Origin of the sequence: Neobacillus sp. CF12, from assembly GCF_030348765.1 — a bacterium.
Lineage (GTDB): Bacteria > Bacillota > Bacilli > Bacillales > Cytobacillaceae > Neobacillus.
On sequence record NZ_JAUCEU010000007.1, the window covers coordinates 5,983,319 to 5,998,967 of the forward strand.

Consider the following 15,649-nt stretch of genomic DNA (forward strand, 5'->3'; position numbering starts at 1 on the left):
CTGTCCACAAGACAAAGTATTATAAAACTGCCTTTTTACTTTACGCTTTCCATCGGAATAGCGTTTTTTTGTTGCCAAAAAAATAGAAGGAGGAAAAAAATGATGAAAGATTATGTGAAAAAGTGGGGTTTAATTGGTGTTGTTCTTCTGTTAAACATGGTGATTATTGTAGGTTGTGGTACACAAGAACAGAGCACGCAAGGTAAAGAATCTTCACAGACTGAAGTAGTGGATAAGGACAATGGGGAGACATTCCCTATAACGATTACAGACGATGCCAATCAAAAGGTAACCATTGACGAGGAACCTGAAACCATTGTTTCGATTCAAGCTAGTAATACAGAAATAGCCTTTGCGCTTGGGTTAGGCGATAAAATCATTGGTGTTTCGGATTACGATAACTATCCAAAAGAAGCACTTGAAATACAGAAGGTGGGTGCACAAGATATCAATGCAGAACTTGTTCTTTCTCTTCTTCCAGATATGGCTCTAGTTACGGATTATCATTACAAAACACATCCAGATGTTTTGCAAAAGTTTGAAGAGGCAGGAATTGACGTGATAGTGGTTGGAGGGGCTACATCCTTTGAGGATGCTTATAGCAATATTGAAATGATTGGTACAGCAACCGGAAGCAAGACGGAAGCAGAGGAAATCATTACCGGTATGAAAGAGAGACTTAAAGATATTAAAGACAAAGCAACAGCAGCGAACGTGGATAAAAAGAAAGTTTGGGTAGAAGTTTCACCGGCTCCGGATATTTTTACAACAGGCAAAAATACATTTATGCATGAGATGCTAGAGGCTATTCAAGCTACAAATGCTGCAGAAGATCAAGAGGGCTGGGTAAAGATGACAGAGGAAGAAATTGTTAAATTAAACCCTGATGTAATTATCACCACGTATGGCTATTATGTAGAAAATCCAGCAGCGGCGGTCCTAAATCGTGAAGGATGGGCAGAAGTACCAGCAGTAAAGAGTGGGAACGTATTTGATGTTGACAGCGATACGGTTACTAGACCTGGTCCTCGTTTAATTGAAGGAGTCGAGACACTTGCGGAACTTATCTATCCGGAGATTTTTAAACAATAAAATAGCTTGGTTGTATGTAATAAGCGGAGGGCTTTTACTTGGTATAAGCCTTCTTGGCTTATTTTATAGTAGTGTAACCGTTACAGTTCCTACTATTTTACATATCATTTTAGATAAAACGTTAAATATGGGGTGGCTTGCGGATGTAGCAAAAAATGAAGAAATGATTATTTGGAATATCCGTCTGCCACGAGTACTTCTAGCATTTTGTATAGGTGCATCCCTTGCATTAGCGGGTTCTGCATTTCAAGGACTTTTACGTAATCCATTAGCAGATCCCTATACTATTGGAGTATCATCAGGTGCCTCTCTAGGGGCCGTTTTGGTTTTGTTTTTTCAAGTTAGTATTGTTGGGTTGGGAAGTTTTACGCTTCCGATTGTCGCCATTTTATTTGGTTTAATTTCTTTGCTCATTGTATTTGGACTTGTTCGATTAAGCAGTAAAAGTTTAGCGATTGAAACCATTATATTGGCGGGGATTATTGTTAGTGCCTTTATTGGTGCACTTGTCTCTCTTATTATTTCATTAAGTGATAGAGAATCCATGACACAAATTATCTATTGGTTATATGGCAGTGTGGGTATGAGAGGATGGAGTCATATTCAATTGATTTTCCCCTTTATGCTTATCGGTTCATTTATATTAATCTATCACTATCGTGAATTAAATGCTCTAGCACTAGGAGAAGATGCAGCAGACCATATTGGTGTCGATGTGAAAAAAGGGAAAACATTTATCCTCATTGGTGCATCATTATTAACTGGGGCTGCAGTAGCGGTTTCAGGATCAATAGGATTTGTTGGACTTGTTATTCCACATCTTGTCCGTCTTGTAACCGGACCGAATCATCGCCATGTCCTTCCGCTATCCTTGCTTATCGGCGGTGCGTTTCTCATATTAGCAGATCTAATGGCGAGAACCATCATTGCTCCTAAAGAACTGCCTATTGGTGTTATCACGGCGATGATTGGTGCACCTGTATTTGCGCTGCTATTGATTAGAGAACGATTTGGGAGGGGGACGAATAAATGATAACCATTCAAAACCTGGTCGGTGGCTATACCCAATCCCCCATTATAAAAGGGATCGATTTAGAAATAAAAAAAGGAGAGTTTTTTGCCCTTCTCGGGCCAAATGGGAGTGGAAAAACAACCCTTTTTAAACTCATAACAGGACAATTACCGCTTAAGAGCGGGAAAGTTTCATTAGGTGGTAAAGATATTTCTTCTCTTTCAAAACTGGAAAAAGCAAAAAAGATGGCTGTTTTAACTCAGGAAGTTCAAGTTTCTTTCGATTATACAGTTGAAGAAATCATAAGTCTGGGACGTTACCCTCATCAAAAAGGGATACTTAAGCAACTTTCGAAAGAAGATCGGAAAGTCATCGAAGAGGTTATGGAGATAACCCAAATAAGAGACTTTCGTAAAACTCAATTTCGTCTAATAAGTGGCGGCGAAAAGCAAAGAGTCTTACTAGCTAAAGCGTTAGCACAGGAACCAGAAGTCCTGCTATTAGATGAACCTACCAATCACCTAGATATTAAACATACCTTTCAAATGTTGAACCTACTAAAAGAACGACAACAGACAACGGGGTTAACCATTTTTTCTATCCTGCACGATTTAAATGTTGCTTCGCTCTTTGCTGATCGTGTCGCCCTCCTTCATAATGGGAGTTTTTTAGAAGTAGGTGATGTAGACTTATTAAGGAAAGAAGATCAATTAAAGAAGGTTTATGAGGTGAAAGTAAGTTCACAATCCCATCCAACTGTTCCTAAACCACAACTTCTCATGACACCTTTCCACTCTACGTCAAGTCAGTTATTTAAGTTTGAAGACTCGTACAAAATGGATCAAACAGAAGAATATTTTCATGTTCAATTTAACCAGCCACTACGTACAATTTCCAATACGGTTATAGGGTCTGGTATACAGTGGATAAAACATTTTTGTCATGTCCAAGGGTCACGACCTGATTTACAGCATTTGTTAGAAAAATACTCCATTTCCCCAGAAAAAGGGGTAGCCATAATGACAGCTGCAAAACTCGGAGATCTGGTGATTGTAAGGAAACAAATAGAAGAAATTAATATGATGATAATTGTGTCAGCAGGTTCATGGAAATCCACCAACATTATGCTATTTATCGATGCGAATTTTACAGATGGTGCACTGGTTGATGGATATATGTCTGCTGTTGAAGCAAAAATGAAAGCATTGCACGTTTGCCAAATAGAAGTTTCTCCTACATCTACTGATACCCTGATACTAGGTCTTACCCAGCAAGGGGCAAAAATATCATGTGCAGGTTCAGGAACAGTTGTCGGAAAAGGAATACATCAAATGGTAAATTGTGCCATTAAAGAAGCGCTTAGCCAGAATTTAGAGAAGGTACACTAAAATCACCAATTGAAATTGTTAGTAGTGACCGGGGAAAGGGAAATGGAAGATGGCTGAAAGAAGAATGGTAATTGCCGGAACTGGCAGCGGTGTTGGGAAAACGACACTGACCATCGGTTTAATGGCAGCTCTAATGAAGAAAGGTTTAACCGTGCAGGGCTTTAAATGCGGACCAGACTATATTGATCCTTCGTACCATACAGCAGTAACAAAGCGAAACTCTCGAAATTTAGACAGTTGGATGCTGACAAAGGATATTGTCTTGGATATTTTCACTCATGGCAGTCAAGGTTCTGACATTTCAATCATCGAGGGAGTTATGGGCTTTTTTGATGGGAAAAATCCAGAAACCAATGAGGGCAGTACCGCTGAGATTAGTATGATTACGAAAAGTCCAGTTCTGCTCGTTGTCAATTGTGAAAGTATGGCGCGAAGTGCAGCAGCAATCGTAAAAGGTTTTCAAATGTTTGCCGAGGGTCCAAGAATTGTAGCTGTCATTGCAAATAAAGTTGGGAGCGAAGGTCACTATCAACTTGTTAAGAAAGCGGTTGAGCAGGAATGTCACGTTCCTGTGATTGGCTATTTAAAAAGAGAACTAGATATTGAGATTCCTGAAAGACATCTTGGACTCATTCCTTCTATGGAAAGAGGGGAACTCGATGCGTTTTTTGCTAAATTAGGGACGTTAGTTAGTGAAACCGTCAATATAGATCAATTACTTGAATTAGCGGTTGCACAACCGTTAGATGGAAGAGGGATGCCTTCCATTTTTGAAAAGAAGAAAGAACCTATAGTGAAGATTGCGGTAGCAAAAGATAGTGCCTTTAATTTCTATTACCCTGAGAATCTAGAAATCATGGAAGCAAAAGGGATTGAACTTGTTTATTTCTCACCACTTGCGGACGAGGAATTACCTGAAAATGTGGATGGACTTTATATCGGTGGAGGATTCCCTGAAGAATTTGCTCAAGAACTAGCTTTTAATCTAAAAGCAAAAATATCAGTAAAGCAAGCGATTGAAAATGGATTGCCTACACTCGCTGAATGTGGAGGCTTCATGTACTTAACGGAAACAATCGAAACTACAGATAAGAAAAAATATGAAATGGCGGGTATTATACCAGGGATTGTACAGATGCAATCTAGATTAGCAGCATTGGGTTATCGAGAGATTAGCGGGCAAAATGCTAATTTTATGCTTGAAGACTTGAGTGCCAGAGGGCATGAATTTCATTACTCAACCTTTCAAGCATCTGAAGAGCATGTGCCCTTTGCATATGAAACAATAGGTATGAGAGGTGTTAGCCAGGAAGGGTATTTATTACATAATTTAGTTGCTGGGTATAGTCATTTTCATTTTGCTTCTTGCCCCGGGATGGTTGAGAACTGGATAAGAAAATGTCAAGAAAATAGGGGGAAAATGTTATGAGTCACCAAATAAATCGAAATGGTTTAACACTTGTTTATACAGGGCATGGAAAAGGAAAAACGACATCCTCTTTAGGGTTAGCACTTCGAGGAATTGGTCGAGGTTTTAAAGTGAAAATCTATCAGTTTATCAAATCACCAGAGCGTACATATGGTGAAGAAATTGCATTGCAAAAGCTAGGTGTAGATATGGTTCAACTGGGAGTTGGTTTCACTTGGACAAAAACACCAGAGGAGCACAGAGAAGCCTTAAAGGAAGGATGGCCGAAAGCAAAGGAAGCTGTTATGAGTGGAGAATACGATTTGGTTATCCTAGACGAACTCAATAATGCTTTAGCCATTACTACGTTTCCAATCGATGATGTTTTGCCTCTAACCGAAGTGATAAATTTAATCAAAAATAAACCTTCCCATGTTCATCTGGTGATTACCGGAAGAGATGCCAAGCAAGAAATTAAAGATAGAGCCGATCTTGTTTCAGTGATCGAGTCGGAAAAACATTATTACAATGAAGGCATCCCGGCTGTAAAGGGTATCGAATTTTAGAATTCACAAATGAAGGGGTTTTTAATATGAGATTAATATCCATTTGTCCAAGTAATACAGAATTAGTAGCATACTTAGGATTAACTTCTTCGTTGATTGGAGTGGATAACTACTCGGATTGGCCTGAGGATATTCAATCATTGCCAAGACTAGGTTCAGATTTGAATATTGATATGGACAAAGTGGAAGAATTACAACCTGATTTAGTATTAGCATCGCTCTCCGTACCTGGAATGGAACAAAATATAGAAGAGTTAAAGAAACGAAACATACCGTTTGTCATTGTCCCTAATCCTAAGTCATTAACAGAGGTAGGTGAAAGTATCTTATTCGTTGGAGAAGTTACGAATACATTAGACAAAGCGAACCAATTATATAAGAAATACAACACTTTCATCGAAAAATATCACTTTTTATCTAAGCAAGTAAAAAAACCAACAACCCTTTATTGGGAATGGTGGGCAAAACCTATTTTTACTCCTGGAGCAACCAATTGGTTAACAGAGATAAGTACCCTTGCAGGGGGAAGAAATGTATTTGAAGATATGGCGCTAGCAAGTATTAAAACGGATTGGGAAGAGATCGTAAGAAGAAATCCCGATGTTATTTGCGTAATTTGGGTGGGGGTACAAAAAGAGAAAGTTAATCCTAAGGTTATTTTGAAGCGCCCTGGGGCGGAACAAATGGAGGCAATTAAAAACAATCAGTTGTTTATATTAGAGGAACCATTATTTTGTAGACCTTCACCAAAATTATTAGTCGGCTTAAATAAAATAGCCAGTATTCTTCATCCTGCTATTTATCCTCAATTTGACGAAAATATAGATCCGCTATTAGATGATAATTTTGAGAATAAGTTAAAGTAGCAGAACCAAAAAGGAGTAGCAGAAAATCATGTGCTACTCCTTTCACTATTGGGATTTCTTCATATAATGTTCTACAAGTGTGTTCAATCGGTCCAGCTGGAAGGCGTAATTATAAATAGAAGCCCCAATGACGGCCATCTGGATTTTTTGACCTTCATTATAGGTTTGCATAACTTTTTCTAAAAAGACTTCTGTTTGTTTCATAAACTCAACTTCCATTGAGGGCAAATCCATTTTTATCTTTCCATCATATTTTAATAGAAATAGCTCATGATACTTAATTAAATATTCTAGCTGTTGATCAAAGAGTTGATTTTCTTCAGGTGTCGGCTTACAGCTAAAATAAAAGGAATCAATGTCTTCCAAGACAATAAATCCTTGTTGGAGAGATTTAAACATTTGCTTAAACACCACTATTTCACGTACATCCATATTATTTAACTTCGCCATGTTTTCACGTTCTTCATCAAATAACATAAATTGTTCATCTAATAGTAAAATATCATTCTCTAATTTTTCCATTTGCTCCTTAAAACACTTTTCTGTCATTTCGTCAGAAATAGCGGTTCTTATCAATATAGACATACTTTGGAAAATTTCATTCACTTTTGTCACGTAATTTTTCTTATAATTTGGTGGATAGACAAAAATATTCACCAATAATGCCGTTGCCATACCTATAAAAGTAACGATAAACCGGTTTAAAGCAAAGAGCCAATCCTCGTTTCCAGGTGCACTCATAATGGCTAAAACCGTTACTACTGTTAGTGAAATCGTTTCTCCCATCTTTAACTTTAAACTAATCGATATCAGAATAATGATTACCAGTCCAATAGAAAAAGGGTCATTGCCAAGAAAGTATAGTCCCAGAAAGGCAATAATCGCACCTAAGACATTGGTTTGGACTTGGTTCCATACTTGTTTCCACGTACGGTAAATAGAAGGTTGTATCGTAAAAATAGCAGCAATTCCAGCAAAGACTGCGGATTCAAGATTTAATACTGAACAAATATATAAGGCAAATGTAACAGCGATGCCTGTTTTAATGACACGAGGTCCTAACTTCACAATGCTCCAATCCTCCACTCAAAAGCAGCTGACTAACAGTCTATCAGTCACTTTCATCTATTACTTTATCAAATATACTTATTCTAATAAATAATTTCAATTATTTTTTGCGCTATCTGAACTTAAGAAGATAGAGAAAAAACTAATTGCGTGTGTGCTTTATTTATTACTTGTAAGTTTACCCCTATCAACTTGAATAGTAGAATGATTGTTAGAGAAGAAAATTGATAGGGAGGCTATATTTTTATGAATATTTTAGTTCAAGGTGCAGGTGCTTTAGGTGCTTATTTTGGCGGGAGGTTGTTAGAAGCAGGTCAAAATGTATCATTTTTTGTGCGTGAAAAACGGGCTGCTCAATTAACAAATGAAGGATTGAAAATAAACAGCCCCGAAGGAAACTTTGAAAGTAAAGAAGTTACAATATTTACATCAGCTGAAAAAGTCAAGAATATTGATTTAGTGATACTAGCCGTAAAAGGCTATCATCTTGACCAAGTAATCCCGCAAATTCAAACAATTGTTCATCAGACGGGGGCGTTTGTACTGCCATTGTTAAATGGAATCGAGCATATGGACAGATTACGGCAGGCAATTGGAAAAGAAAAGGTGATAGGCGGATTTGCCTCTATTATTGCCACATTAAACGAAAAAGGGCACGTGGAGCATACAAGTGGAAGCGGTACTTTTAAATTTGGAATTCTTCATGAACAGCAAACAGAAATATGTATGAAATTAGAAGTGTTACATAGTCAAGTAAAAACGAATTTGGTAAGAGAAGAAAATATTTTAAAACATATGTGGAAAAAGTACATATTTATTACGGCATTCTCAGGGATCACTTCAGCAATGCAACTGCCATCGGGTTTTATCGCAAGTTCAGAAGCTACGTTTGCCACTGCTAAAAAGGTAATCCTTGAAATGACTATGCTAGCAGGTCTAGAGGGAATTATCTTAACAAATCAAGAGGTAGAGAGGGTAACAAATACTTTACTAGGTTTCAAAAAAGAAGCGACATCTTCCATGCATCAAGATTTAAGAAAAGGACATCCGATCGAAGTTGAGCATCTACATGGAGGGGCACTGCGTTTGGCTTCCAAACACCAAGTGGAGGTTCCTGTTATAGAAACATTGTTTGGCATACTAAAACCTTATGAAAATGGGATACCACGATGAAAAAACAGGAAAGTGGCTATAGATGGGTGGTATTTGGTACCGCCTTATTTGCTTACTTTTTAATTGTCAGCCAAAGAACAGCTCCAGGACTTATTACAGATCAATTAATGAAGGATTTTCACGTATCTGCTTCTATTATCGGCCTTATGAGCAGTATTCAATTTTTAGCCTATGCAGGACTTCAGATTCCTGCTGGTTTATTATCTGATCGATACGGTCCTAATCGATTTCTTATTTTAGGCACACTACTTACTGGGCTAGGAAGCCTTATTTATAGTCTTGCTCCCAATGAATATATAATAATTTTCTCTCGATTCTTAGTTGGCACAGGGGATGCAACCATTTTTGTCAACTTAGTCTTAATCTTAAATCAGTGGTTTAAGGCAAATGAATTTGTTAGATTGATAGGACTGATTTCACTGGTTGCGGGACTTGGTTCATTAACAGCTACCGTTCCTTTTTCCATGTGGATTTCATTCTCAGGCTGGAGAACCTCATTCCTTAGCATAGGAATTATTTTAGTGGTATTCTCCTATCTCCTTTATATCGTTCTTATTTTAAAGCCTAAAAAAATCTTTATTGATGATTCCGAAGAAAAGAAGAGGTCTGTTCGAGACCGAGAAAGTGTATGGACAGTACTTCGCCGAATGTTTTCTACTCGGCAAGCGTGGGCAACATTCCTCTGTCACTTTGGGTTGGTCGGAACCTATATAGGATTTATTGGTTCTTGGGGTGTTCCATATGGAATTCATATATTAGGATTGTCGATTTCGGATGCAAGTCTGCTTATCATGTATGGGCTTTTTGGCGCCATGATTGGTGGTCCTTTCATTGGCTGGTTGACAAGTAGACTGAATGCTATTAAAAAGATCTACACCCTTATTCATATCATTGTGTTTTTTAGTTGGATTGTGTTATTTTTATCCGGTGCGAAACCTCCATTTATTATCGTTGTGTTTTTGCTTTTTATAATAGGTTTTGGTAGTGGAGCTAGTTCATTAACTTTTGCGGTGGTCAGAGAATCATTCCCTATGAAAGAAGTTGGTGTTGTAACCGGATTTGCCAATATGGGAGGGTTTTTAAGTGCAGTTTTATTGCCTATTGTTTTCGGAAATATACTCGATCTATTTCCACAACATTCAATGAATATTGGCTATCATTATGGATTTACCATACCTATTCTATTTTCATTAATGGGATTCATAGGTGTCCTTTTAATTAAAGAGGAAAAAGCCAAAAAGACCGTTTTAAGTGCTACTTAATCTTCATGTCCGAAAATAAAGTTATTTTAGTAAGTAGACACACTTATATACAGAGGGAACCCAAAGTTGTTAAATCAATCAGGTGAAAATCGAGATATTGCGTAAACAAAACAAAGAAACTCACTTATGTTGTTAAATCAACGTTTGTGAGTTTTTTTGTATTATTGAAAATGTTCTCCCAAGTTGAGAAGTGGGAATCTGAGTTCAAAATGACTTATCTATTTCATAGTACCGTTAATTCTGTCTATCTATGCTGATCCACAAGAATTTGATTCCCATCTGGATCTTCGATTATAAAATGTGCTGGTCCTTCTGTTGATTCATCTGCTTCAGAAAGCATTGTTATTCCTTTTTCTTTCAGCTGCTTTTGAATTTCTCGGATGTCTGTAAACGATTCGAGATTTTCGGCATTTTGATTCCAGCCTGGGTTAAATGTAAGAATGTTATTTTCAAACATTCCTTGGAATAGCCCAATTACGGTATTTTCATTTTTTAAAATGAGCCAGTTTTGGGTAATATCCCCTCCTAAGGTTTGAAATCCCAAATCTTCGTAAAATGCTTTTGATACCGAAATGTCTTTTACATTCAAACTTACAGAAAATGCTCCTAGTTTCATATGTATACCACCTTTTATAGTTATTAAAAAATTCAGATATAAAATAAAGTATAAAGCAGAGAATAAATAAACACAATTTTTTCCAACTAACTTCATGCATAAATTAATCTAAGCAGGTTCAACAAAATTATTTTGCAGAATACTATTTGTGAAATCGGATATTTTAAATAACAGAGGAAATTAGAAGAGGGTTTGGGTGAATTCGGCTATGCAATCTAAAAAGCACAGGATATTTAATATAGTAATAATTGGGATTCCATGGTTATCGTTGTTATTATTGGGTAAGCGTGATGTAAAACGTTTTTCTCTAGCGGGAGTAGTAATAGTAATTATTGAAATCATTAACCATATGATTGGGAACAAGCGAAAATGGTGGAAATTTTACGATAAGCGAAAATCTTTTCTTAAAGATGAACTCCCTTTTAGTATTGGTCCATATATGCCTCTATCCATGTGGTTACTTAAATATTCGTATGGGAATTTCAAAAAGTTTGTGTTGCTAAACGCTATTGCAGACTGGATTTTTGCTTATCCTATCACTTCCTTTCTGAAAAAAATAAAAATAGTCGGATTAAATAGATTAAATCATCTTCAATTTTTTATGTACTTACACCATAAAGCATATATATTGTACGCAGTTCAATCTTGGTATGAAAGAAAGAGGATCTATAAGGTGTAACTAGATACTATTAGAAGAAGTCTGTTTCAAAAGTAGCAAATATTGCTATTATTGAACAGTCTTCTTTTTTATAATGAAGGTAGAAGTAAAAGATCTATTTTTTGTGAGAGGATGATAGTATGACTTATGAAGAGATTATGCAAAAGTTGGAGGAATTGGGCTCCGAGCAAACGAAGCAAATTTATATGAATCATGGGGTCAAAGAGCCTTATTTTGGTGTGAAAATTGGGGATTTGAAGAAGTTTGTTAAGTATGTGAAAAAGGATCATGATCTAGCATTGAAATTATTTGATTCAGGTAATCATGATGCTATGTATTTGGCTGGCCTTTCGGTGAATCCAAAGTTGATTTCAAAAGAGACCTTACAGGATTGGGCTAAGAAGGCTTACTGGTATATGGTAGCGGAATATACAGTTGCCGGGGTTGCAGCAGAAAGCCAATATGCACTTGAACTTTCGAGAGAGTGGATGAAATCAGATGAAGAAATGGTTGCTGTCTGTGGTTGGAGTACTTATTCTAACTATCTATCCATAACTTCTGATGATAAGTTAGACTTAGAAGAAATCAGGATTTTATTGAATCAGGTTAAAAATACAATCCATGGTGAACGGAATCGTGTTCGGTATGTAATGAATGGTTTTGTTTTATCTGTTGGAACCTATGTTGCCGAATTAAGTGAAGAAGCAAAACGAGTTGCAGATTGTATTGGAAAAGTACAAGTAGACGTAGGAAATACGGCATGTAAAGTACCTCTTGCATCGGATTATATTAAGAAAGTAGAAGAGAAGAACAGAGTAGGGTTGAAGCGTAAGACTTGTATTTGTTAAATACTATGAATAGATAAATAAAAAAAATAATAAAGTTCAAAAAATTGTAATAATTCAGATGAAAATAACCTTTCTACCTTCTGTATAATAAAAACATAGAAAGGTGGAGAGATAAATGAGAAAACGAAATATGAGTTTTAAAAAATTGGTTAATGACAACAAACAGGAATTAAAAAATGACATCAAAGCAATGGAAAGAATTGAAGCGAAAATAGAAAGCAAACATGCAAAGAGATAATAATATCCTAAATAGTTATTAACAAAGAGCAATCCGTTAACAAAGATGGTTGCTCTTATTAACTTTTGAGCGAAAACCAAGAAATTTGCCTATAATACTGATATAATACTCTATATCACTAGCTTTTGGAGTTGTTCATAGGATGAACTTTATTACTAAACTTTTTACCAAAGAGACGAAATTAAAAATTGATTTTTGTGAAAAAAATCTCGATCGTTTTTTACCGGAAGGGCTACAAAAAGATTACAGTACTTTTTTGGGTAAAAAGAATATCGAATACAAAGAGTACCATTGTCAAAGTAGATGTGAGGAGTGTAAAATATCTCCTTACGCAATTGTGAATGGTGAATTTATTGCGGCTGGGGATTCAGCGGAATTACTAAAAAAACTCAAACTACTTGAAGGTGAAAAAAAGTAGTTTACAAGTCATTGATAGGGTGTTATAATATTTCATGTATTATTTAAAGGCCTTTGAAATGCGGGTGTAGTTTAGTGGTAAAACCACAGCCTTCCAAGCTGTTGTTGTGGGTTCGATTCCCATCACCCGCTCCAATTACTCTTAATGAGGGCCTATAGCTCAGCTGGTTAGAGCGCACGCCTGATAAGCGTGAGGTCGATGGTTCGAGTCCATTTAGGCCCACTTCATAATTATTGATACATAAACCGAACTTTAAAAAGTTCGGTTTTTTTGCGTTCATGAGGAAAAGATATGAAAAAGAAATGCTGTGGTATAGCTAAATATTGATTTTGGCACTCTGTTGATTTGCGCGGAAGGCACGAGACTCCTGCGGGAGGACGGGGCAGGGGAGACCCCACAGGCGCGTAGCGGCGAGGAGGCTCCCCGTCCCGCCCGCGGAAAGTGAAGTGCCTCGGGACAGGCAGAAACCGCCTGTCCCTGCGATGACTGTTCCAAGAAGCAATCCTTAGTGGAGCGCAAATCAACAGACAAATTTAACACAACCAAATGAAACGAGAGGAAGTTATATATGCCTGAACTTCCAGAGATGGAAAATTACCGTAGATTATTAAATCCAAAAATAGCGGGTCAAACCATTACCCAAGTAGAAATCAATCGCGATAAATCGATTAATGTGAATCCGACACTCTTCATTAATACTGTTGCAAATCAGCAAATTGTGACCGTCAATCGTAGGGGGAAGCATTTACTATTTCATTTAGATAACGGCCAAGTCCTTTTGCTTCATTTAATGCTTGGCGGTTGGATGTATTTCGGAACGGAGGAAGACAAACCGAAACGAACGATCCAAGTTCGATTATCATTTGGGAATCATCATCTCTATTTTATTGGATTACGACTCGGCTATTTGCATTTATACAATGAACAAGACGTTCAAAAAGAATTATCCTTCTTGGGCCCGGAAGCCCTAGAGCCTCAGTTCACTTTGCAGGCATTTTTACATTTACTACATAACAGACGTGGGAAAATAAAAACAAAACTCCTCGATCAGGAGTTTATTGCAGGAATCGGAAACTGTTACTCCGATGAAATTTGTTATCATGCAGGAATTAAGACGCAACGAAGTCTGGAAGATATAGGTGCGCCAGAACAAACTCAACTTTACCATTCAATGAAGCACGTCCTCCAGAATGCTCTAAAACACGGAGGCTATATGGAAAATCCCTTTTTTCAAGGTGACAATCTAACTGGTGGGTACAATAATCTTTGTCTTGTCTATGATCGGGAAGGCGAAAAGTGTAAAAGATGTGGCAGTAAGATAATAAAAGAAAAGATTTCCTCTCGAAAAACATTCTTCTGTCCGAACTGTCAAAAATAGTAAGAATCCTATCTCCTGTGATAGGATTCTTTTTTTTGACGAGTTAGAAAATTTGTCAAAAATATGTGTAACAAACTATTTCACTAATCGGTTAAATGTAATATACTAAATATTAATAAGTATAGCACATTTATATTTTTATCAAAAAATATAACATAATTAAACTGAAAAGGGGGTCAATGTGATTAAACTGACGAAACGCCAAGACGAAATTCTCAAAATTGTAAAGGAGAGTGGACCCATTACGGGTCAGCAAATTGCTGAAAAGCTTTCCTTAACAAGAGCGGCATTAAGGCCAGACTTAGCGATCTTAACGATGGCAGGTAATTTAGATGCTAGACCACGCGTAGGTTATTTTTTCAATCATAACTATGAGGTAAAGCTGCAGGCCGAAAAGTTTATCCACCAAAAGGTTGTAGATTATAAAGCTCACCCAATTGTGGTTGAAAAATCTACCTCTGTATATGATGCGATTGTTCAATTATTTTTGGAAGATGTCGGTACACTTTATGCGGTAGACAATGATGGCTATTTAGCCGGCGTGATTTCGCGAAAAGATTTATTAAGAACAGCCATTGGCAATAAAGACTTGCAAGAATTACCCTGTAGCGTCATTATGACGAGAATGCCTAACATTATCACCATCACACCTGAAGAAACTCTGCTAGAAGCTGCTAAAAAGATGATTACGAATCACATTGACTCCTTACCTGTAGTGAAAGAAATCAATCCGGGAAACCATACATATTTACTTGTCGGTCGGATTACAAAAACAACTATCACAAAAGCATATCTAGAAATTATGGAGCAAAATTCAGTATAAAAGGGAGTGGCAGTGATTTTGGGAGAGAAGGAAGTTGTCTATGTGGTTTCAGACTCCGTTGGGGAAACGGCAGAGTTTGTTGTAAAAGCAGTAGCAACGCAATTTAATGGAGGAAATGTCGAGATCCGACGCAATTCCTATGTGGATGATTTTGAAGACATTGAAGATGTTCTGATTCTAGCAAGAAAAGGGAAATCAATTATTGCCTATACGATTGTCATACCTGTTTTAAAAGAGTATTTAGACCGACGTGCAGCAGAGGAAAACATTATGGCAGTGGATTTGCTTAGTCCACTGATGAATGCATTTACGACTAGTTTTGATAAGAAGCCTCATCATCAGCCAGGATTAATGAGAAAACTAGATGAAGAGTATTTTAGAAAAATAGAGGCAATCGAATTCGCCGTTAAATACGACGATGGCCGTGATCCTAGGGGAATTCTTAAAGCAGATATTGTTTTAATCGGTGTCTCTAGAACATCGAAGACACCTTTATCGATGTATCTGGCTCATAAGCGCTTTAAGGTTGCCAATGTTCCACTCGTTCCTGAGGTTCCGGCTCCAGATGAATTGTTTAAGATTCCGAGAAAGAATTGTATAGGACTAATTATTTCTCCAGATAAATTAAATGAAATTCGCCTAGAAAGGCTAAAAGCTTTAGGTTTAGGTTCCAAGGCAAGTTACGCAAGTTTTGAAAGAATTCTTGATGAACTGGATTATGCTGAAAAAATTATGAAACGTGTAGGCTGTCCGATTATCAATGTTTCAAATAAAGCAATCGAAGAAACTGCTGGATTAATATTAGAAGTGTTAAAAAAAGAGAGGGGCTTGTGAT

General features: G+C 37.0%; 17 protein-coding genes and 2 tRNA genes. 17 read left to right on the plus strand and 2 right to left on the minus strand.

Features of this window, described 5'->3' with window-relative positions; all coding sequences use genetic code 11:
• The first annotated feature begins 102 nt into the window (after positions 1-102).
• From QUG14_RS28975 to QUG14_RS29000, 6 genes are read left to right on the plus strand one after another with little or no spacing between them, the layout of a single operon-like run.
• Positions 103-1,092, plus strand: coding sequence for an ABC transporter substrate-binding protein (locus QUG14_RS28975; protein ID WP_483310819.1), 990 nt, complete (start codon positions 103-105; stop codon positions 1,090-1,092).
• Entirely contained in the window at positions 1,055-2,125 is a 1,071-nt protein-coding gene (locus QUG14_RS28980; protein ID WP_289343896.1) for a FecCD family ABC transporter permease, read from the plus strand. Before QUG14_RS28975 ends, QUG14_RS28980 begins: the two co-directional genes overlap by 38 nt.
• Positions 2,122-3,492: an ABC transporter ATP-binding protein gene (locus QUG14_RS28985; RefSeq protein WP_289343897.1), complete on the plus strand. Its 1,371-nt coding sequence runs from the start codon at positions 2,122-2,124 to the stop codon at positions 3,490-3,492. Before QUG14_RS28980 ends, QUG14_RS28985 begins: the two co-directional genes overlap by 4 nt.
• Before the next feature lie 49 nt (positions 3,493-3,541).
• Positions 3,542-4,921 (plus strand): cobyrinic acid a,c-diamide synthase CobB, encoded by a 1,380-nt coding sequence (locus tag QUG14_RS28990; RefSeq protein WP_289343898.1) that lies wholly within the window; start codon positions 3,542-3,544, stop codon positions 4,919-4,921.
• Positions 4,918-5,466, plus strand: a complete 549-nt coding sequence (locus tag QUG14_RS28995) for a cob(I)yrinic acid a,c-diamide adenosyltransferase (RefSeq protein ID WP_289343899.1) — start codon at positions 4,918-4,920, stop codon at positions 5,464-5,466. The genes QUG14_RS28990 and QUG14_RS28995 overlap by 4 nt, the downstream gene beginning before the upstream one ends.
• Before the next feature lie 26 nt (positions 5,467-5,492).
• Positions 5,493-6,332, plus strand: a complete 840-nt coding sequence (locus QUG14_RS29000) for a cobalamin-binding protein (RefSeq protein ID WP_289343900.1) — start codon at positions 5,493-5,495, stop codon at positions 6,330-6,332.
• A gap of 45 nt (positions 6,333-6,377) precedes the next feature.
• Here the strand turns inward: QUG14_RS29000 and QUG14_RS29005 are convergent, their stop codons facing one another.
• Positions 6,378-7,400, minus strand: a complete 1,023-nt coding sequence (locus tag QUG14_RS29005) for an FUSC family protein (protein ID WP_289343901.1) — start codon at positions 7,398-7,400, stop codon at positions 6,378-6,380.
• Between the two features lie 246 nt (positions 7,401-7,646).
• On the opposite strand from QUG14_RS29005, the gene QUG14_RS29010 reads away from it, so the two are divergent.
• Together QUG14_RS29010 and QUG14_RS29015 are read left to right on the plus strand one after the other, a co-directional pair.
• On the plus strand, positions 7,647-8,573 hold the full coding sequence (locus tag QUG14_RS29010) for a ketopantoate reductase family protein (RefSeq protein WP_289343902.1): 927 nt from the start codon (positions 7,647-7,649) through the stop codon (positions 8,571-8,573).
• Positions 8,570-9,835 (plus strand): MFS transporter, encoded by a 1,266-nt coding sequence (locus QUG14_RS29015; RefSeq protein WP_289343903.1) that lies wholly within the window; start codon positions 8,570-8,572, stop codon positions 9,833-9,835. Before QUG14_RS29010 ends, QUG14_RS29015 begins: the two co-directional genes overlap by 4 nt.
• Positions 9,836-10,079: 244 nt before the next feature.
• Here QUG14_RS29015 and QUG14_RS29020 read toward each other — a convergent pair whose 3' ends face one another.
• Positions 10,080-10,451 (minus strand): VOC family protein, encoded by a 372-nt coding sequence (locus QUG14_RS29020; protein WP_289343904.1) that lies wholly within the window; start codon positions 10,449-10,451, stop codon positions 10,080-10,082.
• Between the two features lie 208 nt (positions 10,452-10,659).
• Between QUG14_RS29020 and QUG14_RS29025 the strand changes: the two genes are divergently transcribed.
• The 9 genes from QUG14_RS29025 to QUG14_RS29065 all read left to right on the plus strand — a co-directional run bounded on the left by QUG14_RS29025 (position 10,660) and on the right by QUG14_RS29065 (position 15,648).
• Positions 10,660-11,130: a hypothetical protein gene (locus QUG14_RS29025; protein ID WP_289343905.1), complete on the plus strand. Its 471-nt coding sequence runs from the start codon at positions 10,660-10,662 to the stop codon at positions 11,128-11,130.
• 119 nt (positions 11,131-11,249) lie between these two features.
• Positions 11,250-11,957, plus strand: a complete 708-nt coding sequence (locus QUG14_RS29030) for a DNA alkylation repair protein (protein ID WP_289343906.1) — start codon at positions 11,250-11,252, stop codon at positions 11,955-11,957.
• A 115-nt stretch (positions 11,958-12,072) separates the two neighbouring features.
• Positions 12,073-12,195, plus strand: a complete 123-nt coding sequence (locus QUG14_RS29035) for an FbpB family small basic protein (RefSeq protein ID WP_289343907.1) — start codon at positions 12,073-12,075, stop codon at positions 12,193-12,195.
• Positions 12,196-12,337: 142 nt separating this feature from the next.
• Complete coding sequence (locus QUG14_RS29040; RefSeq protein WP_289343908.1) at positions 12,338-12,613, plus strand: DUF1450 domain-containing protein; 276 nt, start codon at positions 12,338-12,340, stop codon at positions 12,611-12,613.
• A 60-nt stretch (positions 12,614-12,673) separates the two neighbouring features.
• Positions 12,674-12,747, plus strand: a tRNA-Gly gene (locus tag QUG14_RS29045).
• A gap of 14 nt (positions 12,748-12,761) precedes the next feature.
• Positions 12,762-12,835 (plus strand) — tRNA-Ile (locus QUG14_RS29050).
• A gap of 346 nt (positions 12,836-13,181) precedes the next feature.
• Entirely contained in the window at positions 13,182-13,991 is an 810-nt protein-coding gene (gene mutM, locus QUG14_RS29055; protein WP_289343909.1) for a bifunctional DNA-formamidopyrimidine glycosylase/DNA-(apurinic or apyrimidinic site) lyase, read from the plus strand.
• Positions 13,992-14,172: 181 nt separating this feature from the next.
• A complete protein-coding gene (gene ccpN, locus QUG14_RS29060; RefSeq protein WP_289343910.1) occupies positions 14,173-14,814 on the plus strand; it encodes a transcriptional regulator CcpN in 642 nt (213 codons plus the stop codon).
• 18 nt (positions 14,815-14,832) lie between these two features.
• Positions 14,833-15,648 carry a pyruvate, water dikinase regulatory protein gene (locus tag QUG14_RS29065; RefSeq protein ID WP_289343911.1) on the plus strand — a complete coding sequence of 272 codons (816 nt, stop codon included), beginning with the start codon at positions 14,833-14,835 and terminating at the stop codon, positions 15,646-15,648.
• Position 15,649 lies beyond the last annotated feature (1 nt).